Annotated in this window: 20 protein-coding genes and 1 tRNA gene; 6 read left to right on the top strand and 15 right to left on the bottom strand. The window is 44.1% G+C overall.

Features of this window, described 5'->3' with window-relative positions; genetic code table 11:
• Positions 1 to 32: 32 nt before the first annotated feature.
• The 8 genes from gyrA to CIK89_RS03365 all read right to left on the bottom strand — a co-directional run bounded on the left by gyrA (position 33) and on the right by CIK89_RS03365 (position 9,511).
• Positions 33 to 2,537 carry a DNA gyrase subunit A gene (gene gyrA / locus CIK89_RS03400; protein ID WP_094390034.1) on the bottom strand — a complete coding sequence of 835 codons (2,505 nt, stop codon included), beginning with the start codon at positions 2,535 to 2,537 and terminating at the stop codon, positions 33 to 35.
• A gap of 194 nt (positions 2,538 to 2,731) precedes the next feature.
• Positions 2,732 to 4,072, bottom strand: a complete 1,341-nt coding sequence (locus CIK89_RS03395; RefSeq protein ID WP_094390033.1) for an ABC transporter substrate-binding protein — start codon at positions 4,070 to 4,072, stop codon at positions 2,732 to 2,734.
• Between the two features lie 24 nt (positions 4,073 to 4,096).
• A complete protein-coding gene (locus CIK89_RS03390; protein ID WP_094390032.1) occupies positions 4,097 to 4,894 on the bottom strand; it encodes an ABC transporter permease in 798 nt (265 codons plus the stop codon).
• On the bottom strand, positions 4,891 to 5,682 hold the full coding sequence (locus tag CIK89_RS03385) for an ABC transporter permease (RefSeq protein ID WP_173815110.1): 792 nt from the start codon (positions 5,680 to 5,682) through the stop codon (positions 4,891 to 4,893). The genes CIK89_RS03390 and CIK89_RS03385 overlap by 4 nt, the downstream gene beginning before the upstream one ends.
• 19 nt (positions 5,683 to 5,701) lie before the next feature.
• Positions 5,702 to 7,099, bottom strand: a complete 1,398-nt coding sequence (locus tag CIK89_RS03380; RefSeq protein ID WP_094390031.1) for an ABC transporter ATP-binding protein — start codon at positions 7,097 to 7,099, stop codon at positions 5,702 to 5,704.
• 165 nt (positions 7,100 to 7,264) lie between these two features.
• Positions 7,265 to 7,666: an FKBP-type peptidyl-prolyl cis-trans isomerase gene (locus CIK89_RS03375; RefSeq protein ID WP_094390068.1), complete on the bottom strand. Its 402-nt coding sequence runs from the start codon at positions 7,664 to 7,666 to the stop codon at positions 7,265 to 7,267.
• 13 nt (positions 7,667 to 7,679) lie between these two features.
• The gene (locus CIK89_RS03370) at positions 7,680 to 8,762 is read right to left on the bottom strand and encodes a zinc ribbon domain-containing protein (RefSeq protein WP_094390030.1); all 1,083 of its coding nucleotides are present in this window, start codon (positions 8,760 to 8,762) and stop codon (positions 7,680 to 7,682) included.
• Positions 8,763 to 8,806: 44 nt separating this feature from the next.
• On the bottom strand, positions 8,807 to 9,511 hold the full coding sequence (locus CIK89_RS03365) for a glycoside hydrolase family 25 protein (RefSeq protein WP_094390029.1): 705 nt from the start codon (positions 9,509 to 9,511) through the stop codon (positions 8,807 to 8,809).
• Positions 9,512 to 9,597: 86 nt separating this feature from the next.
• Here CIK89_RS03365 and CIK89_RS03360 point away from each other — a divergent pair, with 86 nt between their 5' ends.
• The gene (locus CIK89_RS03360; RefSeq protein ID WP_094390028.1) at positions 9,598 to 10,818 is read left to right on the top strand and encodes a clostripain-related cysteine peptidase; all 1,221 of its coding nucleotides are present in this window, start codon (positions 9,598 to 9,600) and stop codon (positions 10,816 to 10,818) included.
• A 20-nt stretch (positions 10,819 to 10,838) separates the two neighbouring features.
• On the opposite strand, the gene gldE is transcribed toward CIK89_RS03360, so the two are convergent.
• The 5 genes from gldE to nspC all read right to left on the bottom strand — a co-directional run bounded on the left by gldE (position 10,839) and on the right by nspC (position 14,634).
• Complete coding sequence (gene gldE / locus CIK89_RS03355) at positions 10,839 to 12,137, bottom strand: gliding motility-associated protein GldE (protein ID WP_371593216.1); 1,299 nt, start codon at positions 12,135 to 12,137, stop codon at positions 10,839 to 10,841.
• Positions 12,138 to 12,179: 42 nt separating this feature from the next.
• Positions 12,180 to 12,677 carry a single-stranded DNA-binding protein gene (locus CIK89_RS03350; RefSeq protein WP_094390026.1) on the bottom strand — a complete coding sequence of 166 codons (498 nt, stop codon included), beginning with the start codon at positions 12,675 to 12,677 and terminating at the stop codon, positions 12,180 to 12,182.
• 47 nt (positions 12,678 to 12,724) lie between these two features.
• Positions 12,725 to 13,264: a hypothetical protein gene (locus tag CIK89_RS03345; protein WP_094390025.1), complete on the bottom strand. Its 540-nt coding sequence runs from the start codon at positions 13,262 to 13,264 to the stop codon at positions 12,725 to 12,727.
• Positions 13,265 to 13,331: 67 nt separating this feature from the next.
• Positions 13,332 to 13,404 (bottom strand) — tRNA-Gly (locus CIK89_RS03340).
• Between the two features lie 102 nt (positions 13,405 to 13,506).
• Entirely contained in the window at positions 13,507 to 14,634 is a 1,128-nt protein-coding gene (gene nspC, locus CIK89_RS03335) for a carboxynorspermidine decarboxylase (RefSeq protein ID WP_094390024.1), read from the bottom strand.
• 110 nt (positions 14,635 to 14,744) lie between these two features.
• Here nspC and CIK89_RS03330 point away from each other — a divergent pair, with 110 nt between their 5' ends.
• The 3 genes from CIK89_RS03330 to CIK89_RS03320 are packed head-to-tail and all read left to right on the top strand — an operon-like array spanning position 14,745 to position 17,436.
• Positions 14,745 to 15,350: a thiamine phosphate synthase gene (locus CIK89_RS03330; protein ID WP_094390023.1), complete on the top strand. Its 606-nt coding sequence runs from the start codon at positions 14,745 to 14,747 to the stop codon at positions 15,348 to 15,350.
• 35 nt (positions 15,351 to 15,385) lie between these two features.
• Complete coding sequence (locus CIK89_RS03325) at positions 15,386 to 16,324, top strand: ribose-phosphate pyrophosphokinase (RefSeq protein ID WP_094390022.1); 939 nt, start codon at positions 15,386 to 15,388, stop codon at positions 16,322 to 16,324.
• Between the two features lie 14 nt (positions 16,325 to 16,338).
• Positions 16,339 to 17,436, top strand: a complete 1,098-nt coding sequence (locus CIK89_RS03320; RefSeq protein ID WP_094390021.1) for a TlpA disulfide reductase family protein — start codon at positions 16,339 to 16,341, stop codon at positions 17,434 to 17,436.
• Between the two features lie 152 nt (positions 17,437 to 17,588).
• Here CIK89_RS03320 and glgP read toward each other — a convergent pair whose 3' ends face one another.
• A complete protein-coding gene (gene glgP / locus CIK89_RS03315; protein WP_094390020.1) occupies positions 17,589 to 20,162 on the bottom strand; it encodes an alpha-glucan family phosphorylase in 2,574 nt (857 codons plus the stop codon).
• Positions 20,163 to 20,196: 34 nt separating this feature from the next.
• A complete protein-coding gene (locus tag CIK89_RS03310; protein WP_094390019.1) occupies positions 20,197 to 21,864 on the bottom strand; it encodes a glycogen/starch synthase in 1,668 nt (555 codons plus the stop codon).
• Positions 21,865 to 21,993: 129 nt separating this feature from the next.
• Here CIK89_RS03310 and CIK89_RS03305 point away from each other — a divergent pair, with 129 nt between their 5' ends.
• Together CIK89_RS03305 and CIK89_RS03300 are read left to right on the top strand one after the other, a co-directional pair.
• A complete protein-coding gene (locus CIK89_RS03305; RefSeq protein ID WP_094390018.1) occupies positions 21,994 to 22,419 on the top strand; it encodes a hypothetical protein in 426 nt (141 codons plus the stop codon).
• 136 nt (positions 22,420 to 22,555) lie between these two features.
• Positions 22,556 to 24,505: a nucleoside-diphosphate sugar epimerase/dehydratase gene (locus CIK89_RS03300; protein WP_094390017.1), complete on the top strand. Its 1,950-nt coding sequence runs from the start codon at positions 22,556 to 22,558 to the stop codon at positions 24,503 to 24,505.
• The last annotated feature ends 838 nt before the right edge of the window (positions 24,506 to 25,343 follow it).

The following is a 25,343-nucleotide window of genomic DNA, read 5'->3' as shown; positions in this document are numbered from 1 at the left end:
GTTATTTTATACTTTTTCCTTTTTTCAAGCTATTATGCCTCATCGTCATTCACATCCACCTCTTCGGTTTCGATATCTTCATCGGCATTGCTATCAACCTTACATACGGAAGCGATTGTATCGTTTTTCTTGGTAAGGTTGATAAGACGTACACCTTGGGTAGCACGTCCCATGATTCGTACATCGGCAACTTTAAGACGAATAAGAATACCGCTTTTATTGATAATCATCAGATCATTCTCGTCGGTTACCACCTTGATGGCTACAAGGCGACCAGTTTTTTCGGTCACGGCAAGAGTCTTCACACCCTTAGCTCCACGTGAAGTCTTTCTATAGTCTTCTACATCGGAACGTTTTCCATAACCGTTTTCTGACACAACCATGATAGACTCTGTCTGTGGATCGTTGACGCATACCATTCCTACGAGTTCGTCATCTCCTTCGTCAAGTCGCATACCGATAACACCGGTAGAGACACGTCCCATTGTGCGTACCTGATCTTCATTGAAACGTACAGCACGTCCGTTTCGGTTAGCCAGCAGCAACTCGTTATGACCATTGGTCAGACGTACTGCAACCACTTCATCATCATCGTTGATATTGATAGCCTTCACACCGATAGCACGCTGATGGCGATATGCTTCAAGACAAGTCTTCTTGATGATACCCTTCTTGGTAGCAAACACCACAAAGTGTGTTTTGAGGAATTCCTCATCGTTGAAGTTTTTCACGCGGAGTACAGCATTAATAGCGTCGTCAGACTCGATGTTGAGCATGTTCTGGATGGCACGTCCCTTCGAGTTCTTGTCGCCCTCGGGCACTTCATAGCATTTCTGCCAATAGCAACGTCCCTTACGAGTAAAGAAGAGAAGCGTGTTGTGCATAGTGGCAGGATAAATATACTCTGTGAAATCGTTGTCACGATGTCGGGCAGCCTTGGCTCCCACTCCACCACGTCCTTGCTCGTGGAATTCGTCAAGTTTCGTGCGCTTGATGTACCCCATGTGCGAAATGGTAATCACCACAGGATCGTCTGGATAGAAGTCTTCTGCATTAAACTCATGATCAAATGGAATGATTACGGTACGACGCTCGTCTCCATATTTTTCCTTCACTTCCTGGAGTTCCTCTTTCATCACTTCCTTACAACGCTCAGGATTGTTCAGGATTTCCTCCAAGTCGGCAATGAGTTTCATAATATCATCATACTCCTGATGGAGCTGATCCACGCGCAATCCTGTGAGTTGTGCCAAACGCATGTCAACGATTGCTTTCGACTGCATTTCATCAAGTTCAAAACGCTGTTCCAAAGCGCGTTGCGCATCGCTTGGCGTTTTGCTCTGACGAATCAGATGAATGACCTCATCGATATTGTTGACAGCAATAATCAATCCTTCAAGAATATGTGCGCGCTCCTGTGCTTTCTTCAAATCGTATTTGGTGCGACGTATGGTCACATCGTGACGATGTTCTACGAAGTACTTCACGCAATCCTTGAGTGTCAGCAGGCGAGGACGACCATTGACAAGCGCGATGGTATTGACAGAGAAACTGCTCTGCAGAGCAGTCATCTTGAACAGTTTGTTGAGCAGTACATTGGCATTAGCGTCACGCTTGCAATCTACCACGATACGCATACCCTGTCGGCCAGACTCGTCGTTAACATTGGCAACACCTTCTATCTTGTGTTCATTGGCCAAGTCGGCAATATATTTAACAAGATCAGCCTTATTGACACCATAAGGAATTTCTGTTACCACAATTTTATCATGGGTTTCACCGGTCTCAATTTCAGCCTTTGCACGCATTACAATACGTCCGCGACCAGTTGCATATGCATCTTTCACGCCCTGCAGACCATAGATGTATGCTCCTGTTGGGAAATCGGGTCCAGGGATGTATTCCATAAGTCCATCCACATCAATGTCTGGATTATCAATATATGCACAGCATCCGTCAATCACCTCATTCAGGTTATGGGTAGGCATATTGGTGGCCATACCCACGGCAATACCGTTACCGCCATTAACCAACAGATTAGGAATCTTGGTAGGCATTACGGTAGGCTCTTGGAGGGAGTCGTCGAAGTTGTTGGTCATATCTACGGTGTCCTTATCAAGGTCATCCATGATGTGCTCACCCATTTTCGAAAGTCGGCACTCTGTGTAACGCATGGCAGCAGGTGAGTCTCCATCCACCGAACCAAAGTTACCCTGACCGTCAACCAACGTATAACGAAGGTTCCAATCTTGCGCCATGCGCACAAGTGCGCCATAGATAGAAGAGTCTCCGTGGGGGTGGTATTTACCAAGCACCTCACCAACGATACGTGCACATTTCTTATAAGGTTGAGTTGATACGTTGTTTACATTCATCATACCATAAAGGATACGGCGATGAACAGGTTTGAATCCGTCTCTAACATCTGGAAGGGCTCGTGCTACAATAACCGACATGGAGTAGTCAATATATGACGACTTCATCTCTTCTTCGATGTTAATTTTAAGGATTCTGTCGTTGTCGATAGTTTGATCCATTATTTAATTGTTTTTGTTTTCGTCATTTTTGTGCAAAATCGCGTTTAAGGCCGTTTTCGTGGCCTCTGACGCATTTCGCCACTTCAATTTCAATGTACAAAGGTATAAAAAAGTGAGCAGAACACAAAATATTTTAATGATTATTGGGAACAAAATACTGTTCTTTTTGGCTAATTCGCAGTTCACGATGCCATTTACAAGCGGATTACATGACGTCGACGGTGTTTGCGTGAAAGTCTACGGTGCTTGTTGTGTTCATATTTGCGTATGACCACAACAACTGTAAGTATGGCAACAGCAGTCAGAAGGAATACCGCAAGTCCCCCTCCAAGATTATCTCCTTTTACTTTTGACCACATGTCGAGCACCTCTGCCGTATGTTCGCCTGCATCATGAATCATAGCGCATCGGGATACCACCTGACTGTCTGGATACATAATAGGATTGAGGTGCGCCTTATGTGCGTCTTTTCCAAAGAAATAACCTAAATTGACTGTTTCCGGATATTCCACACTATCACTCATTTGCGCCAGAATTTCTGGAGTTGCCACACTACTGACATACCCCGTTGTCTCCATATTTGCAAGAGCCACCTTGGGTTGACATAGGTAGTTGATAAAATAAGCTGCGGCTTTCGGATTACGTGCATATTTGGGAATTACCCATCCGTCAAACCAAACATTACTTCCTTCGCGAGGAACTTCGTACCCCAGAGCTACTCCCATTTTACCAGCCTCTTCAATAGCCCAGACAGCATCTCCGCTCCACGTCATATTCAGCCATGACTTTCCTTTGGTCATCGTTTCTTTGCCAAAATCAGACTCCCATCCTTCAATATTAGGTTTTATAGCCTTCAATTCCCGTTCCACAGTTTTGATGGCTTCTGGAGAATAATCATTCATCAGTTGGGTTACGCTCAATTTTCCTGAAGCAATTTCCTTGTGATGTGCCCAAATGAGTGCTGTTCCGTAGGAATCACGATAGGAGTCTTTCATAAGTAAACGGTTGCGATAATTGCTATTCCACAACGTCCCCCACGTTTGGGCGTCTTTTCTATCTACATACGCTTTATTATACAAGATGCCACAAGTTCCCCACATATAAGGCACGGCATAATGGTGAGCCACACGCCCGTTATTACTTGTTGCATCAATCTGCCGAATGATATAGGGGGAAATATTCCGTATATAATTGGGAGTTTTTCCAAAACAAGTATCTATCGGCAAGAGCAGATTCTTGCGCAACATACGTTCAATAATATATTCTGACGGGCACACCACATCATAGTCTTCATGCCCCCGCTCGATTTTGGTAAGCATGACCTCGTTGATATCAAATGTCTGAAAGATGATTCGCACCTTTCTTCCCGTTTGCTCTTCATACCATTTTGGGAAATCAGTCAAAACGTTCTCATCGATATAATCTGCCCAATTATAGACCTTGAGTATTTCCTCTCTGTTTTCGCTATTATAGCAAGATGTCAGCAACAGCAACGAGAGCATCAACGAACATATTATCGAGTTTATTTTCTTCATTGTCAACAGTACAGTCTCTTATATTCAGGTATTTGATTCACTCTTCACTTTTCTTCGATTAAGCGCTACAAGCATGAGCAGCACAACAACAAAGATAATAGTACTAAGCGGACGCAACTCTGGAGTCAGGCCTCCTTTTCTTGCATCGGCATAAATATAGGTGGAAAGAGTTTCAAGACCTTCATTACCAATGGTAAAGATAGTAACGGCAAAATCATCAATACTCATCGTAACGGCAAGCATGAAGCCCGACACCATTCCTGGTAAGACTTCAGGGATAATGATTTTGCGGAGTGCCTGCATGGGCGATGCTCCCAAATCGAGTGCTGCCTCATAAAGATTCGGATTCATCTGCTTCAAACGTGGCAAGACACACAGGATGACATAAGGCAGACAAAAGGTGATATGCGACAGAACAACAGTAGTATAGCCTTGCGGGATGCCCAACGTAATAAAGAGTAAAAAGAGCGAAATACCAATAATCACATCACCATTAAGGATGGGGATGGTGTTGACAAAAGAAATAGCTCGCCGAATGCGCCTATTGCGCAGATTATGGATACCTATGGCTGTGATGGTACCGAAAACTGTTGATACGGTTGCGGTGATGAGTGCGATGCTTACCGTGTTAATAAATGCAGCCGTTAAGGAGTGATGTACATTATCCGAAAAAAGATTCCGGTACAGCTGAGTGGAAAATCCCGTCCAGTTTCCCATAACCTTAGCCTCGGTAAACGAGAATACTACTATGATGATAATTGGGGCATAGAGGAGCAAGAGCAACAGCCACAGGTAGCCCTGGCAAAGTATGCGTTTAATCATCTGATGCCTCCTTCCTGGCTGGCATCGTCACCAGCAATAAATGTAGATGCTCCTATGAGGAAGAGCATGATAAGCGAAAGCGCGGCACCATAATTCCACATAGAGTTGTTGATATTCTCTTGAATTGTTGTTCCAAACAATTTTATATTGTTCATGGTCAACAGTTCGGAGATGGCAAAGGTGGAGATCGTTGGCATGAAAACCATCAGTATTCCGCTTGCCACACCAGGCATGGAAAGTGGCAAAACCACTTTGTAGAAACGTTGGAAGGGCGAGGCGCCCAAATCTTCCGCAGCCTCAAGATAGCTACGGTCCATCTTTTGCAACGTATTATAAATGGGATAAATCATGAACGGTATGAAATTATATACCATACCAAAAAGTAATGCTGTTTCACCCAGGGGAATATCAACAAAGTCGAATAAAGCAACCGTTGCCAACGTACGTACCAGCACATTCACCCACATGGGAAGAATAAAGAGCATCACTATCGTAGAAGAATATTTCATCTTGGTCTGCGCCAAAATATAGGCTGCCGGATATCCAAGCGCTATACAGATCAGCGTATTGACAAAGGCTATTCCGATAGAATAGACAAAGGTATTAATGGCTTCCGGATGGGCCAAGAACTTCTGAAAATTATAAAGTGTGAAACACCCTTCTTCATCGGTAAAAGCAAAGGCTACAATAAGCAGCAAAGGCAGTACGACAAAAATGGCTGCAAAAATAGCATAGGGCATCGTCCAACTCTGCCTGGAAACCATTAGCTTTATCCTTCTTTTCTCCATTGTCTTTCTGGTATTGTTGTCAGGGAACTGCTTCATACTTCATCTCGCCACATTCCACTTTCTGTATGGTAATGCCAACATGATCGCCCAAATCCCACACGTCTTGTGTGTCAACATAGAGTTTTTCGCCCCAATCGGTATCTATGGTAAGATGGTAGTGATTTCCTTTATAGAGTATAAAACAAATATCGCCCGTAAATGTGCCGTCTTGCTCGTTATCAAACAATTCAACGGCATCAAACGCAACTTTCACATCAATTGCGTATGCGTTCTGCAGCCGTTCTGGAAGTGACAACCGGAATTCCTGTCCGAGAAATTCCACCACGTCCGGAGCATTCACCTTCGCCCGATAAATATTGGCGGTACAATCCTTCCGCATAATATGAATATTGTCTGGAGTGATATTCATACCCACAGTCTGCCCCACTTCGAAGTGTTTGTAATTCTGAACCAGCAGTTCGTATCCGTTGTCGGTTACCACCAACATCTCATAATGTACGCCTTTGAATATGGACGAGGTAACCTGTCCAACGAACTGGGCTTCAGCCGTATTGGTTGTCATCTCAACATCTTCAGGTCGTATCACCACATCCACTTGTTCATCAATCAAGAATCCCTTATCCACACAAGCGATGTCTTTTTCTGCCACAGTAACAAGACAATCATGGCGCATCGTTCCGTCAAGAATATTACTCTCTCCTATAAAATCTGCCACGAAGGCATTGGCCGGTTCGTTATAAATATCTGTAGGAGTTCCTATCTGCTGAACCTCTCCTTCACTCATCACCACGATACGGTCGCTCAGCGTAAGGGCTTCTTCTTGGTCGTGGGTAACGTAAACGAAAGTAATCCCTAACCGTTCATGCATCTCTTTCAGTTCGAGTTGCATATCCTTCCGCATTTTCAGATCAAGAGCCGCCAACGGTTCATCCAACAGAAGCACCTCTGGTTCGTTGACAATAGCTCTGGCGATAGCAATACGTTGTTGCTGTCCTCCCGACAAGGAGTTGACATCACGATATTCATAATCGCTCATGTTTACCATCTTCAACGCAGCTTTTATTTTCGGCATGATTTCGGCTTTAGGCGTATTTTTCAACTTCAATCCGAAAGCTATATTATCATAGACGTTAAGATGTGGAAATAATGCATATTTCTGAAATACCGTATTGACATTGCGTTTATAAGGTGGTGTGTTGGTAATGTCAGTACCGTCAAAAGAGATAACTCCCTCTGTAGCTGTTTCGAATCCTGCCAACAGGCGAAGCAAGGTGGTTTTACCACATCCTGATGGTCCCAAAATGGTCATAAACTCACCTTTACGGACGTAGAGATTGATGTCGGCAAGTGCCACCTTCTCGCCAAACCTTTTGGTGACGTGTTGTATATTTATAATATTTTGAGTTGTTTCTTTCATTAGTATGTTATTAAAATTACCAACAAAAGTACATCTTATTTTTCTGTTTGCACTCCTTTCGCGACATGATTCACCTTCACTTTTATCATGTTTAGCCCTTGTTTGCCCATGATCAGCCCATTTGTTAGTTTGAAATCACTTCTCTGCCATCAACGTCAGCAACTTTCAATCACAAGCCAACAGTTCTATCTCAAATATCAGAGTAGAACCGGCAGGAATCCCTGGTTGGGAAAATTTCCCATATCCCATTTCTGCAGGGATATACACTTCCCATTTGTCCCCAACATGCATCTGTTGCATAGCAACAATCCATCCCTGGATAAGATCGCATAGCCGACAAGCCAACGGCACACCACCACGACTAGTGTCAAAGACCCGATTGTCTATGGTCCGTCCTGTATAATGGGCCGTAACAATACTTCTCACAGTAGGCATAAGACCAGATGAACTCCCCGTTTCCAAAACTTTATAATATATGCCATTGGATAGAGGCAAAACATCTTTCTCCTTCGCTTTATTGTTCAACCAATCCTTGTTGGCCTGAATATAAGCACGCTTTGATGCCATTTTTAAACGAATTTTATTGAACATGAACATCTGTAAGGCGACCTGCAGCAATAGTGGCTGTAAAACGTAAAGTCTGACTATGGGACGCATCACGTTGCACAGCCTGCATGGTTACGCTTACGTGATAATCCATTTCGCCCGTAGTCTCATTTTCTACCTTTTTCACTTCCCAGTCGTCCGCAAAAGTAATATCTGCATTCGTCAGGTCAACACCACGAGAGGCAAGCAGTTCGCGGTTGGCGCTATTGGCACAATAGGCTCGTACAAGCCCGCTAACCATTTCGATGTCGGCAGAAGACACTTGCATGCTGGAGCATTTTTCAAAATTCGTCTTCGCATCATCAATATATTCGCCATCGGCATGCTTTTCAATATATTTCTTATACGATTCCAAAGTATTCTGAGTAACAGCAGAAACCCAATCAAGTGAATCGATCTTAATACGTGCCTCTGTTGCATGAACGCTCTCTGGATGTTCTTGAATGTATCGTTCAAGGGCATAGGCAGACTGACTGGCAAGAGCATTATACCAATCGTTGTCTATCTGTTTCAGAATATCTATGTGGGCCATGATGGAGTCGCGACGTTCCTGTGGTGCTTCGGGATACATATCAAGATAATTCTGAAGCACAGCAAGTTCATTACTCTCCATGGCATTTTCATAAGCGGCTGTCTCGTTATCCTGTTGCGTCTTATTATAAAAATACCAACCAACAAAGATTATTGTAAGGGCAATAAGGAAAGAGGCCAAAAACAACTTCCAGGATTTAGAATGATTGGGCTGCTCTTCTGCGGCATTATCTGATGCAGGAGCTCCAGTCTGATTTCCTTGCTTGCCTACTGTTGATTGTACGGAAGGTTGCCCGACCGCAACCCGATGACTGCCCGAAGGATTCTTTGCAGCAATAGGAACTTGCTGACTTTTGAGCGCAATATTCGTATGACAGTTCGGACATACATTCTGATTCGCTAATACTATTTCTCCACAATGGGGACACTTTACAATATTACCAGCAATAGCTACCCCACAACTGGGACAAGTGGCGGCCAAACTGCTAACCTGACGGCCACACTCAGGACATTTGATAATTGGCATATCTGATTCTTATTTCTTTATTACTTGGTTTTTCTACAAAAAGACTATTTCCGATGATGAAAGCGTATCTCACGCAACTTATGATGTCCCATAAATCTGCTTTTATCAACATAACCGCTAATACCCACGATACGCCCCTTACCGGTATATTGCCATAAATGAATGTCTCGCTCGTCAGCTAAAACAGGTTCTTCATCGGTGTACATGGCTATCATGAGTTTATACCCGTCGAGTTTTCCTAAAAGATGCTTATTGTAGAAGTTGCGGTAAGTATAAACCAAAGGCTTCTGCCCATATTCTTCTTCCACCAAGCCGAGAAACCGGAACAGAGAGTCGCAAAACTCATCGGTCGGCAACCCACTTGTGGTCTCCACATCAATCATAGGGATAAGATCCTGCTGGTCAGGCAGACATTGAGAACGGAAATTCTGCAACTGCAACTTTTGCTCCACCTTTGGGCGATAGAAATGATAGCTACCCACTTTCAATCCATAACGCTGGGCCATTTCTATATTGCGCTCAAACATCTCATCGATACGGGTTCCCCCTTCCGTCGCCTTGAGATAGACATAAGCCATCTTGGTATTGTCGCCAATAGTCTCCCAAAAGACATTACCCTGATAATGACTCAAATCTATTCCATGAATATGACTACAGGTGTCCTCACATTGCAAAAAAGGGTCTTGTGCCATGACGTCTAAAGTGGTGACAACAAGGAATATAAGTGTAGATATAAACGTTTTTCCCATTATCTTTCCAAATTTTAGATGCAAAGTTACTAATTTATTCACAAATATACTTATCTTTGCATTCGAAATAGCACAAATTTAAACTTATGAAATATCTATTAACGACAATTCTTGCTGTATTAGCGTTCACAGCATGCTCACATGATAACTCATCAGAATCAAATGGACAGGGACGAACGGTCATCGTTTATATGGCTGCTGAGAATAATCTCTCATCCATCGCACAAGTCAATATCAACGATATGATCATCGGGGCAAAAAAGCTGGGAAGCAAAGACAGACTTCTCGTGTTTGTTGACAGACAGAACCCACAGGAGAAACCTTTTATCATCAGACTGACCGGCAACGCCAAACAACCTGTTGATACCGTTTATCAATTCAACAACGATTTCTACAGTTCTGATTCAGAAGAAATGAAACAAATATTGGGATGGTGCATGAAAGAATACCCCAACGATTCGTATGGCCTCGTTCTATGGGGACATGCAGACGGATGGCTGTTTCACAACACAACAACACCCAAAGCCTCAACGCCAAGTATCAAAAAAGCCTTCGGACAAGATTCAGGTAAAGACCTCAACAAAGAAGAAACGAAATGGATGGAGATAACAGAAATGCGTGACGCGCTTGCAGCCTTGCCACACACCTTCAAATTCATCTTCGCAGACTGTTGTACTTTCCAGAACGTAGAAGTGGCTTACGAGCTCCGTAACACTACAGATTACATCATCGCATCACCAGCAGAAATACCAGGAGCAGGAGCCCCCTATGCCAACATAATACCGGCGATGTTCAACAAGACAGACGCCACTATGTATCAACAAATATGCGATCGCTACAATGAAGCTGGAGGAACAGGAAACAGGGTTCCCATATCAACGGTAAATACCGCAAAATTATCAGATCTTGCCAGCGCCACACACGATATCATCAGCAACGAACTCAACGGTAAGACCTTCAATATGGATGGACTGGTGTATTATTACAACAACGTCAACTATGTTTACCGGGCAGAGCGCATCATGTACGACATGATGGATTTCCTGCGCCAAAACACGGGCAACGAAGCTTACCTGAAATGGAGACAAACCTACGATGCCGCCGTTGTTTACAAAAAGAAAAGCAGCAAATGGGATACCAACGGATTGGTTGACTTCGATGACTTCACCGTAACAGATGACAACTTCGGCGGAATGAGTATGTTCGTACCATTGAACCGTTACAACAGCACACAGAAAAACTATAACGAACTTATCAAACAAATGGAATGGTATAATGCAGCAGGATGGTCATCTATAGGATGGTGACCATCCTTGTTGCATTACCGTTATTGCTTGTCCACAGACGGTTCTAGTGTTGACTGATGAACCACAACCTTTACTTTTGAAATACGGCGCTCTTCAAGTTCCAATATCTCAAAGGTAAAATGACGATAGTCTATCCGCTCATGTAACTGTGGGAAATCTCCTTTGATTTCAAGCAGCAAACCTGCAACAGTATCTGCATCTCCCTCAACATCAACAAAGAAATCATCATCAATCTTGAGAATACGGTAAAAGTCACTCAACAGCGTCTTTCCTTCAAAGACAAAGGTATTGCTGTTGATACGCACATAATTATGTTCATCCTCATCGTATTCGTCATTAATCTCACCCACAATTTCCTCCAATACATCTTCCAATGTGACAATACCGCTCGTACCACCAAATTCATCAACAACAATGGCGATATGAACGCGATTCGACTGGAACTCACGCAGCAAATCGTCTATTTTCTTAGTCTCTGGAACGAAATATGGAGGACGGATAAGAGATTGCCAACGGAATGTGGCAGGTTTACCCAGATGTGGCAACAAATCCTTGATATAGAGAATGCCTCGTATGTTATCACTATTATCTTGATAGACAGGTATGCGAGAATAGTTATTATCTACTATACATTTCAGCACCTCACTAAATGAAGAACGAAAATCCAAATCTACAACATCCTGACGACTCGTCATAATCTCTTTAGCTGTCTCATCACCAAACCGAACGATACCTTCAAGCATATGCTGTTCTTCCTTGATATCATTCTTATCTGTCAGTTCAAGAGCCTGTTCCAAGTCATCAACGCTCAACACATGATTATCCTTCTGTACCACCTTTCCTGCCAACACACCAGACTTGATGAGAATGGTTGCAAAAGGATAGAACAGTTTACGGCAAAACATAATGCCAGACACCACACGACGACAAAAGCGAAGTGGTTGTTGACGGGTGTAAATCTTCGGAATAATTTCTCCAAAGAGCAACAACAAAAATGTCAAAAGAACCGTAATACACAAGAACTGCAACCATACCGCATTACCAAAATCAACTACACGTGCAAAGAAATAGTTCAGCAGCATGATAATGGTTACATTCACCAAATTGTTGGTAATCAGAATGGTTGCCAACGTACGTTCAGAATCGTTACGAAGCGCTATGATCTTGCCGTCTGATGCCGACTTTTCCTCTTCCAATTCATTCTCGTCATTTGGTGTCAAAGAGAAAAAAGCAATCTCGCTTCCAGAAGCGAAACCAGAGACAAAGAGTAAGGCAAATGCCAAAACCAATGCAATAACGGCCCCATAATCTGGAGTCATCAACTGCACTTCCGATAAAATATGTTGGATATCCATTGTCGCTTAGAAAGGAAGAGCTTCTGCATCATTATTATCCACAGAAGTCATTGATGCATTCTGCCCATTGACAGAACTTTGAGTATTATCATTGGAATTTACCATGGTCGGGTTCTCTGAAACAGAAGAAGAACTTGATGCATACTGAGAAGTTTCTGTTGCAGGATTGTTTTGCATCTTAGGAGAAAGCAACTCTATGTTATCAGCCCATATCTCTGTTTTGAAACGACGCTGACCCTGACGATCATCATACGAAGAATAGCGAATGCGTCCTTCTACATACAGTTTATCACCTTTATGCACATATTGTTCCACAATTTCTGCCAAACGTCTCCACAGAATTACGTTGTGCCAATCGGTATGATCAGGAACCTGCGTACCGTTCTGTAAGGTATATCCACGTTCGGTTGTTGCAAGCCGTACCCGTGCAACTGCCACACCTTGGTCAACATATCTAACCTCTGGGTCGGCACCAACATTTCCTATCAGCATCACTTTGTTCATAATATCTCTATAATGATAAAATTCAAACCGCCATGTTTGGCAACATGTTATTTACACAGTCCCAAGAACTGGAAATGGAAATTCTTTCCTTTTGCAGATGGGAACTGACTTCTTTCGTCAACCCGTTCACGCAAGTGCTCAATAATACGATTATAACAATCCATTCCTGATACCGCCTTACATTGTGCTACAAAATGGGTATCTCGATATTGGAATTTACCCGTACCAGGAACTATTTGCACACGCTTAAAATCAAGCGAGCCTTCATACCAGCCAAACTTTTCTTCGTTCAGTCTTGCCAATGCCGATACATTTTTTTTCTCATGAACCTCTTGCACAGGATGCAACGCACGCTTCTCCTTAAAGTCAAGCATCGTCTTGGCTTCAGTCTTGATGATGATAAAATAGATTCGTGGGCGAACTTTATAACGCTTAGGATAATACATATCGCTGTTATAGTAGTTGCGAATGTCTTTCTCAAGAATAGGATTCATTCCAATCTCGTCGATATCTGCAAGAAACTGAATAGCATCATCAACGTTATCAACAAGAACCTCTTTATCAAAATAGCGTATATATAAATTCATCGGTAAATATTTATCTTTTTAAAATAAAAAAATAGATTTCGGTTTTCCTTAGGATAAATAATAAATGAGCGGAAAACGGGACTCGGACCCGCGACCCCAACCTTGGCAAGGTTGTGCTCTACCAACTGAGCTATTTCCGCTTATTTCCTCTCTCAAGGAGCATCTCTCTCGATTGCGGATGCAAAGGTACGCTATTTTTCTGAATTACCAAAATTTTCTCGCATTTTTTTCTAAAAAAAGTATCAATCCATGCGATTTCGATAGTCTTCATAGCCAAAATGGCGCAATATTTCCAATTTCCCGTCCATATGGAGCATTCCAATGGACGGGTGAGAAATACCATTAAACATGTTTGTCTTGACCGTTGTATAATGAATCATATCCTCAAAAATAATCTCCTGACCGATCACCAATGGATTTTTAAAGCGCCAAGACCCCATAAAATCTCCAGACAGGCAACTATTACCACCCAATCTATAGGTATTTTCTTTCGTTGCCTCCTCCAAATCGACCAATTCTGCCCCACGCACCTCTGGATGATATGGCATTTCAAGACAATCGGGCATGTGGCATGTGAAGCTGACATCAAGGATGGCAGTCTTGATTCCTCGATCATTCACAATATCCACAACATGGGCCACAAGCGGTCCAGTCTGCCAGGCAAAGGCGCTTCCTGGTTCAAATATCACCTTCAGATGGGGATAACGCTGGTGGAAACCTTTCATTATACATTCCAACAACTCTATATCGTAACCTTTGCGAGTCACCAAATGGCCTCCTCCGAAATTGATCCATTTTATCTGCGAGAACCAAGGAGAGAATTTTTCTTCTATATGCCGTAGTGTCCGTTCAAACACATCTGCCCCACTCTCACAATGGCAATGGCAATGGAATCCGTCAATATCCGACGGCAGTTCTTTCGGCAACTTATCTGCCGTAATACCAAAGCGTGTACCTGGAGCACAGGGATTATAGAGCATGGTACCCACTTCCGAATATTCAGGATTGACACGCAATCCTATCGAACATGATGATGCACGATGGTGAAAGCGCTCGTATTGCGACAACGAATTAAACGTGATATGCGATGAGCAAGCTACAATATCATCAAACTCTCCATCTGTAAAAGCTGGCGAAAAGGTATGGGCTTTCTTTCCAAACTCATGATAAGCGAGCATAGCCTCAGACAGCGAACTAGCGGTAGTAGATTGAATATACTCCCGAAAAATAGGAAATGTTTTCCATAATGCGAATGCCTTGAAGGCAAGAATAAACTCCGAACCGGTTCGTTCAGCCACGTCTTTTATCAAAGCGAGATTACGTCGCAATTTCGCCTCCTCTATAATATATATAGGTGTACTATTTTCCATTTTTTTGATATAAATCTTGATTTCGACTGCAAAGTTAGCTTTTTATTGTCATTAAATTGCATTATTCCATATAAAATGATTACTTTTGCATTTGATTCTAGATTATTGCAATGAAACTCATAGTAATGACCAAGCCCACGTATTTCGTGGAAGAAGACAAAATATTGGCAACACTTTTCGACGAGGGACTCGACTGCCTGCATTTATGCAAGCCTGGTTCTTCGCCAATGTATGCAGAGCGCCTGCTGACTCTACTGCCTGAAGACTACTGTTCAAAGATTGTAGTACATGACCACTTCTACCTCAAGGAGGAATACAATCTGAGAGGCATCCATATTGACGAGGCAGGACAACCAGCCCCGCAAGGCTATCGTGGACGCCTGAGTCGCACCTGTCAGAAGCTCGACGAGCTCAAAGTGACTAAACGCAACGCAGACTACGTGTTTCTCAAACACATCTTCGACAGTCAGACGGGTAATGAGAAAGCCTCATTTACTCCCAACGAACTGGAACAGGCTTCTAAGTTGGGACTTATCGACCGGCACGTGTATGCATTAGGAGGCATGAACATAGATAATATTCGCATGGCCAAAGAACTCGGCTTTGGCGGAGTTGTCATTTGTGGTGACCTGTGGAACCGCTTCAACATCCATCAGGGATTAGACTACAAAGAACTTATTGCCCACTTCGAAAAGCTCAGAAAGGCCATTGGATAGAAAAAGAAACAACTAACAACAATATTTACTACAAAATGAGAGAATCGAACTCTTACATGGTATTTTCAGGCACTGCCACAAAGTATCTGGCAGAGAAAATCTGCCTTAGTTTAGGATGTCCGCTCGGTGAACTGCAAATCACAAAGTTCTCCGACGGCGAGTTTGCTGTCTCTTTCGAGGAGTCTATTCGCGGTCGCGATATCTTCCTCGTACAGAGCACATTCCCCAATAGTGACAACCTGATGGAGCTGTTGCTGATGATCGATGCTGCCAAGCGCGCCTCTGCACGCACCATCAATGCCGTTATCCCCTATTTCGGATGGGCACGTCAGGATCGCAAAGACAAGCCCCGTGTCAGCATTGGTGCCAAACTGGTAGCCGACTTGCTTTCCGTAGCCGGTGTTGATCGTGTCATCACCATGGACTTGCATGCCGACCAGATACAAGGTTTCTTTGATGTTCCCGTTGACCACCTCTATGCTTCCGGCGTCATCCTCCCCTATCTTCAGAGTCTCAATCTAGACGACCTCGTTATTGCATCACCTGATGTCGGCGGTTCTAAGCGCGCCAACACCTATGCTAAATATCTGGGTTGCCCGCTGGTTCTCTGCAACAAGACCCGCGCTCGCGCCAACGTTGTAGCCACCATGCAGATTATCGGTGACGTCAAAGACAAGAATGTGGTGATTATCGACGACATGGTAGATACTGCTGGAACCATCACCAAGGCTGCCGACATCATGAAAGAAGCAGGTGCTAAGACTGTTCGCGCATGTGCATCCCATTGTGTGATGAGTGGCCCTGCAAGCGAACGCGTACAAGAATCGGCCCTTGAGGAAATTGTCTTCACAGACTCTATCCCCTACACACAACGCTGTGCTAAGGTGAAACAGCTCTCTGTGGCAGATATGTTTGCAGAAACCATCCGCCGCGTGCTCAACAACGAGAGTATCTCAAGTCAATACCTTGTATAACATCCATCCTTCAGATGAACATCAAGACATTATTTATAGTGACAGCAGCAGGCATTACGCTTGCTGCTTGTCATTCAAACACGTACCATATCAAAGGTTCTGCCGAAAACATGCAAGACGGAGACACACTCTTTCTCACGACCGACATGGTAACCGGCATTCCCTGCGACACCTTAGTAGTAAAAAACGGAAAGTTCAGTCTTTCGGGAAGTGCAGATTCTACATGCTTCTGCATGCTTTATAGTGCGAAAGCCCACCAGATCAACGCCACATTCTTCAGGGAGAATGGCAATATCGACATCCGGCTTTCCGCAGAACCTTCCGCATCAAGGGTTGGCGGTACGCCTTGCAACAACGAGTGGCAACGTCTCAACGACTCGTTGATGGTTGTAGGCAAAGCCATCAATCTTATTGCAGAACGCATCTATGCCCATCCCGTCAGTCCGGCAGAACGAGAAAAGGGTATGAAGGAAATAGAAGAACTCAACAAACAGTTCAGCAACAAGGTAGAAGTTGCCGCCGAACGCAATATCGACAACGAATTCGGCTATTTTCTCATCCTCAACTTTTCCAAGGATATATTCTCTGCCACAACGACCAAGCATCTCATCAGTCAGATGCCGAAGGAATTGCGTCAGCGTACCGCCATCCAGCAAATGGAACAGGAATTGGCCAAGCAAGCCAATACAGCGGAAGGATCCGTCATGCCCGACTTCACGCTTCCTGATGCAGAGGGTAATCCTGTGAGCGCTTTGGCAGAGATAAAGAAGCACAAATTGACCGTTATAGATTTCTGGGCATCTTGGTGTGGCCCATGCCGTAGAGAAATGCCTTCCGTGATTTCCCTCTACGAGAGTTACAAGGATAAGGGTCTGGGCATTCTCGGTGTTTCTCTTGACAACAACAAAGACGCTTGGACAAATGCCATCAAGCAATGGGGAACGAGTTGGACACAGGTTAGCGACCTGAAAGGCTGGGAATCGTCTGCTGCTACATTATTTAATGTAAAAAGCATCCCTTGTACCGTTATTGTAGATCAAGAAGGCAAAATCCTGCGTCGCGATCTCCGCGATGAACAACTCAGAAACTTTGTTGCTGATTACCTGAAATAACAATCGCAACATCCACCTTTAACCCCCAATCGGTCATCAGACGGATTGGGGGTTTATCATCAAGGCGGTTGTATAGAAAAGAAAGAGAGTGGCTGTTCTTCCACACGAGGAAGACAAGCCACTCTCCTTATCTCTTCTGAATGTCCAACAGATTACTGGTTGTTGGGCAGTTCAAGCCATTTCACGTAGCAGAAGTCCTGACGGTGAGGCAGGTTCTTGTTCTTCGGATACATGCGGACAGCTGATTTATAGGTACCGGCCTGCTGAGGAGTCAGCTCAACTTCGAAGGTATAGTTGTTACCCTCATGACCAACCATCTTCAGAGGCTCTACATTGAAGATACGCTCCTGTCCTTCCTTGTTAACATAGAGATTCACCTTCTCCAATCCTACTGCATCTTCAAGACCTTGCTCGTTGATGACGTAAGTCAGCTTGTACTTACCACCGGTTTCAGCACCACTTGCAGGGAAGTCCCATGATGCAGAAACGACGTTGATGGCATCCCAACGCTCAGCAACAACTTCCTTCCACTGTGCAATTTCCTTAGCCAGACGGCAGTTGTCCTTGCTGATTTCCTTGAAGCGTTTAGCCTCTTTGGTGTAGAACTTGTCATAGTAGTCGTCGAGCTGACGCTTCATGGTATAGTGAGGAGCGATCTGAGCGATAGAGTTCTTGATAACCTTGATCCATCCCTCGCTGAAGCCCTTCTTGTTCTTCTTATAGTAAAGAGGAATAATCTCGTTTTCGAGTAGCGAGTAGATTGTAGCCGCATCGAGCTGGTCCTGATGACCCTGGTTCTGATAGGTACGCTTTTCGGTAAGTGCCCATCCTGCACCTTCACGATAGCCTTCAAGCCACCATCCATCAAGTACAGAGAGGTTGACAACGCCATTCATCTCAGCCTTTTCACCAGATGTACCAGAAGCCTCAAGCGGACGAGTTGGAGTATTCATCCAAATATCAACACCGCTGACAAGGCGACGAGCCAAGAGGAAGTCGTAGTCCTCAAGGAAGATGATCTTACCGAGGAACTCAGGACGCTGGCTAATCTCATAAATCTTCTTGATGAGTCCCTGTCCTGCGCCATCTGCGGGGTGAGCCTTACCGGCGAAGAGGAACTGTACGGGATGCTCTGGGTCGTTGACGATCTTGGCCAGACGGTCGAGGTCGGTAAACAACAGGTGAGCGCGCTTATAGGTAGCGAAGCGACGGCAGAAACCGATAATCAACGCATTAGGATTGATGCGCTCAAGCAGGTTGAGCACGCGTGAGGGATCACCCTGATTGCGCAACCATGTGTCACGGAACTGTTCGCGGATATATGACACCAATTTGTTTTTCAGCGCCATACGAGTTTCCCAGATTTCTTCATCGGGCACATTATAGATAGCCTCCCAGATGCTCTGGTTCGACTGATCGTACATGTGGTTCTCGTTGAAATACTTGCCATAAACCTTACGCCATTCTGTAGCACACCATGTTGGGAAGTGTACACCGTTGGTAACATATCCCACGTGGTTTTCCTCTGGATAGTATCCGTTCCAGATAGGAGCAAACATCTGCTGACTAACCCATCCGTGGAGTTTAGATACACCGTTTACTTCCTGACAAGTGTTGCAAGCAAAGGTTGACATGCAGAAGCGCTCGTTATGGTCTTCTGGGTTGATACGTCCCATACCGATGAACTCATCCCAAGAGATACCGAGTTTTGCAGGATAGCCTCCCATATACTTACCGAAGAGTCCTTCGTCGAAGTAGTCGTGACCAGCAGGTACTGGAGTGTGAACGGTATAGAGTGAAGAAGCGCGAACGAGTTCGAGTGCTTCGTTGAAGGTCATTCCACCATCGATATAGTCGCAGAGGCGCTGCAGGTTGCAAAGTGCTGCATGGCCTTCGTTGCAATGGTAAACATCCTTCTTAATGCCGAGTTTCTTCAGCAGCAGCATACCACCGATACCGAGCAGAATTTCCTGCTTCAGGCGGTTTTCCCAGTCGCCACCATAGAGTGAGTGAGTGATTGGTCTGTCGAATTCTGAGTTCAGTTCGTTGTCTGTGTCGAGCAGATAGAGCTTTACACGACCCACATTCACACGCCAAACATAAGCATGAACCTGATAGTTGGTGTAAGGAACATCTATTACGAGAGGATTGCCGTTCTCGTCGAGTTCGCGCTCGATGGGGAGTGAACCGAAGTTCTGAGACTCATAGTTGGCAATCTGCTGTCCGTCCATAGAAAGACTCTGTGTGAAATAGCCGAAACGATAGAGGAAACCCACGGCACACATATCAACATTAGAGTCAGAAGCCTCTTTCACATAGTCACCAGCCAACATACCGAGACCGCCTGAGTAGATTTTCAGGGCAGAATGGATACCATACTCCATGCAGAAATAAGCTACAGAAGGACGGGTATTGTCGGGCTTAACATCCATATATTCACGGAAGAGTGCATAAACACTCTGGATGCGCTTCATCAGAGCCTTGTCCTTGAGGATTTCCTCTTTACGGGTAAAGCTCAGACGCTCAAGAAGCATTACGGGATTGTGCTTGGCATCATGATAAAGCTCAGGGTCAAGGTCACGGAACAAGTCGCGTGCCTCATAGTTCCACACCCACCACATGTTGTGGGCAATCTCATTCAAACATTTCAACTGCTCAGGAAGGGTCGATTTTACAGTCAATTCCTTCCACTGAGGAGCATTTGCGTAATCTGCTTTGATTTTCATACTTTTCTCTATATATACGTTGATACTCTATTTATTATTTGTTCATACGGTTCTGAGCCTTACGCAAAGCGATGTCGTAAGCCTCATAATAGTATTCGATAAACTCGCTCCAAAGTGCTTTTTTCGAAAGTGCATCGGCTTTGCGTCGGCAACTTTCAACATCATTTTTCGGCATAGCCGAATATTTCGCCACCGTATCCTTGATGGCATCTGCTACTTCAGAATAATTATAATCTGTGCGATGAATGACCTTCACGCCATCCTCTATCTCACCTGCATGACCGAACACGCCGTTAGCCCAAAGTCCGAAGCCTGCCAGATCTGTTGTGATACAAGGCACTTTGAAGGCAACGGCCTCCAGCGGAGTATATCCCCACGGTTCGTAATACGATGGATAAATGCACAGGTCATTACCCAATACCACATCATAATATGACATATTGACTATTCCGTCACGTCCATCGAGATAGCAGGGCAGGAAGATGACCTTCACCTTATCGTCCTTACGGTTGTGCATATCGTAGTATTTCATCATGCCCAACACGTTATCGTGACTCATATTATGCAGCCAATGGGTCAGCTGTGGAACATCCAATGGTGTTTCATATTTTTCGTTCTTCGCCAAACGTTCCTGCAAATCCTTACGTGGCTCGCCTACCCATCCCGGCACTTCAATAAATGCCAAGACCTTTTTCTTCAGTTCTCTGTCGCGAAGCAGACGATTCATGGCCTCCACAAACACGTCAATACCCTTATTACGGAATTCGTAACGTCCTGATGTTGAAACGATAAGTGTATCGTCGTCGAGCGATTCGCCCAATAAGGCATTAGCCACATCAAGAAGGCGCAAGCGAGCTGCCTTGCGCTTTTTGGTGAATGTGGCGGCTTTAGGCACGAAACTGTTGTCGAAACCATTTGGCAATACCACATCAACGGGCTTGTCAAGGAGTTCACGACATTCATTGGCGGTAATATCACTTACCGTAGTAAAACAATCTACATAATGAGCAGTTTGCTTCTCAATGGAGTGCTTGCTCTGCATATTAAGCTCTTCTGCCATCTGATCGCCATTATAGGCAAAGAGATAGTCATAGAGTGGCTTCTGGTTGCCTGCGATTGAACGACCGATACTGGTGGCGTGAGTGGTGAAAACGGTACCGATCTGCGGCAACACATTATTTATATATAATGCTCCGAGTCCACACATCCATTCGTTGGCATGGTAAATCACATGTTTTCCCTCAACTTCCTTGCCCAGCCAACGGTAGATGCTTTCTACCACGAGTGCTGCGGCATAAGAGAACATAGATGCTTCATCATAATCGCCATAGGCATGAAGCGAATCCACCTGATAGTGTTCCCACAACCAGCCATAGATTTCATTTTTCTTCTCAAAAAAAGGTTGGAAATCCACCAAAATAGCAATAGGTTTTCCAGGAACAGCCCAACGGCCTACCTTTACTTTCAGCCCCTCTTCTTTCGCCTGCCATTGCCATTCTGCCAATAGCGACTTTTCCTCTTGAAAATAAGGACTCTCGTTATCATGCCACACATCTGGACCGATGAAGATAATCCGGTCGCACATGGCATCTTGAAGTGTTTTAGCTCGGCTGGAAAGCACGGTATATATACCTCCTACTTTATTACAAACTTCCCAGCTCGATTCAAAGACATAATCTGGCTTAATCAATTCTTTTCCCATATATACATGTATAACGGCCACAAAGTTACTTAAAAATATTAAAATCATGCGAGTTTAGGCAATTATTTTTCACCAAAAAACATATTTATTGATATAGATTTACTATCTTTGCGGCAAATTAATACGTAGATGAAAAGAAAACTATTCATAATAATATTTACAGCCATTTTCGCAACAGTCGGTGCCCAACAGTCACAGGGCACTTTCAGTGGATATCTCACCAATGAGGAATACGACGTTTATCTGCGAATCGATTTTCAGAACCAGAATGTCATCATCCCCGGACAAGAGATCTATGGTGAACTTCCTGGCTATCTCGGAAAGAAACACAATTCTTTCTGCTGGCCGATCACATCGGTCAAGAAAAAAGGAAGCCGAGAGATTGTCATGACGATGGTCAACGATTTTGGCAGCGAAGATCTCACCGCTACCCTCACCTTGCAAAGCGACTCCACCTACCTGCTGAAACAAACAAGTGGCAGTACGCTGAAAATTCCCAAAAACGGGAAATGGCAGAAGTTGCCCAAAATGCTAATCTTCACAAAAGGACATTAAATTGCCTTTACCCCCCCCCTTGATATATTTTCAAAAAATCGACCGTCTTAGTAAAAAAAACAACGCAAAACTATAGAAAGTTTATATTTTTTACGTATCTTTGCGGTTAAAAATAATATAGATTTTAAGAAAAGCTATGAATCTACTCAACTCTATCCTGAATTGGTACTTCAAGAAAGAAGCACTACCCTACTGGTGCATGTTCTTGATTGATACTGCTACTATTTTCTTCTCCGGTCTCTTTACCTATTGGATTTTCAACAAGACAGGAGCATTCATAGACCATCGGTTTGAACTGCTATATACCCTCTTGCTCTACGTACTTCTCACTTGCGTAGGCTTCAGAATATTTCACACCTATTCTGGAATTCTTCGCTACTCATCATTTGTCGATTTATGGCATGTGGCGATGAGTAATGCCGTCGGCTTGGCATTGTCGCTGATAGCCCATTTCACCATGGAGTATCTGCATGTTGACAAAATAGGCATACTCACATTGACCGAGACATGCACCATGTTCCTCATTGCCACATTAGCCATGTGGACCATTCGCGTGCTGGTAAAGATGCTATACGACGTAATATTGGCGGATAAGAAGGCAGTACGCGTACTCATCTATGGTACAATGGAAGGAGCGGTGGGACTTGCCAAGTACATTCGTTCCCAGCAACCTGCCAAGTTTGTGTTGATGGGATTCATTGCCCATGAAAAGAGCAACGAGAACCGACTTCACCATGTCCGACTGATGGGCAAGAAAGTATATAACACCCAAGACAATATTGCACATATCATCAAGAAATACGGCATCAAAGGTGTACTCATCTCCCCTACTCGCACTAAAGACTTCCAAAACGACCGTGAGATGCAGAACACGCTGATTTCCACCGGTGTCAAAATCTATATGACAATCAGCGCCCATGAGATGCAGGTTGAAAACGGAAAATTGACTGACAGCAGTCTTGCCAACATCAAAATGAAGGAAGTTAGCGTTGAAGACCTCCTGCCACGCGATGAGATACAGGTTGACATGAATAGCGTCGGGGCCCTGTTGAGAGGCAAGAAAGTGCTCATCACAGGATCTGCCGGTTCTATCGGATCGGAAATGGTTCGCCAGATTGCCATCTACAAGCCCGCAGAAATGATGCTCATCGACCAGGCTGAGACTCCACAACACGACGTCAGACTGATGATGAGCAACGAATATCCTGACATCGTGGCACATACCGTAGTGACCTCTATCTGCAAAGAGAAACGCATGGAGGAGATTTTCAGCACATTCCAGCCTGATTACGTTTTCCATGCTGCTGCCTACAAACACGTGCCGATGATGGAAGACAACCCCAGCGAAAGCATTCAAAACAACGTATGGGGCACCAAAATCATTGCAGACCTCAGCGTGAAATACAATATCAAGAAGTTTGTGATGATCTCTACCGACAAAGCGGTCAATCCCACAAACGTAATGGGTTGTTCGAAGCGTATCTGCGAAATCTATGTGCAAAGCCTTGACAAGGCCATCAAAGACGGTAAAATCAAAGGCATCACGCAGTTTGTCACCACACGCTTCGGAAACGTGCTCGGTTCCAACGGATCTGTCATTCCGCTATTCCGTAAACAACTGGAGGCTGGCGGTCCATTGACCGTCACACACCCTAAGATCATTCGCTATTTCATGCTCATACCAGAGGCTTGCAAACTGGTGCTCGAAGCTGGAACACATGGTAAGGGTGGCGAGATATTCGTGTTCGACATGGGAGAACCTGTACTTATTGCCGACTTGGCAAAGCGCATGATACAGTTGAGCGGAGCCAAAAACGTAGAAATCAAATACACGGGACTCCGCGAAGGCGAGAAACTCTATGAGGAAGTGCTCAACGAGAAAGAAAACACCAAGCCTTCGTTCCACGAAAAAATACGTATTGCCGAGGTTCGTAGCTACGAATACGAAGAGGCACAGCAGAGCATTACCGAACTATACCAGATTTCCGCTGCTTACGACGACATGAACACCGTAAGGAAGATGAAGGAAATCGTACCGGAATACATCAGCAAACATTCACGCTACGAAGCTCTCGACCAAAAATAGCGCAACAAGCATTTACTCCATACTAAGAAGACCCTTCTATCATACGCAGGAAGGGGCTTCTTTTTGTTTTATCCCACCCTTTGCATACACCATGAATGGCTTTGGAGAGGAAGAAGTTATGGACCAGAAATTGGACATATCAGAAAAGACAAATCTTCCAATATTCCAGTTCTTCCAAATTCCAATAAGGGGTATGAAAACGCAAACCCTCATTTTAGAGTCTTATAACTTATTAATAATTAAATAGTTATATATATAATAAGAGAAAAAAGCACCCTCGAAAAATTAATTGGAAGAACTGGAATTGGAAGATTTACGCAATCAAGAATCCATCTAAGAGCCATATTATCAATAATTTACGTAATAAGAGAATGCAGGAATATCCCAGCGCTACCAGCAAAATCAGCATTCCAAAGCCGCAAAATCCTGGTAAAAACCCCATTTTTGGGCTATTTTATTCATGAAATCCTCAAAAATCGAGTTCGCCCCCCTTGTTCCGATGATTTCCACCTTCCATGCAAAACACAGAAAACGCACTCATTCATGCGTTCTGGATACCATTGAAATGGATTTTGGGATGTACTGGACACATTTTATAACCCAGTCAGACTGCAAAAAATGGTGTTTTTTCAACTATAACTGAAACCATCTACTACGACTTTCAAACGCCTATTACGCCCAATCGCTCATTAGGATTTTGGAGAGAATGTGTAATCTGCGGATTTCCATCTCCTTGGTGTCAAAGCCGTATAAACAGGTTTCCGCCTTGTGAAACAAGGTTATTCATGGGCATGCAAACATTTCATAATAAAAATGTCCTCGAATCGCAAGAAACGTA

It is taken from the genome of Prevotella sp. P4-119, assembly GCF_002251345.1.
Classification (GTDB): Bacteria; Bacteroidota; Bacteroidia; order Bacteroidales; family Bacteroidaceae; genus Prevotella.
Note: the sequence above shows the minus strand (reverse complement) of the source record. Positions and strands in the feature narration are given on the sequence as shown.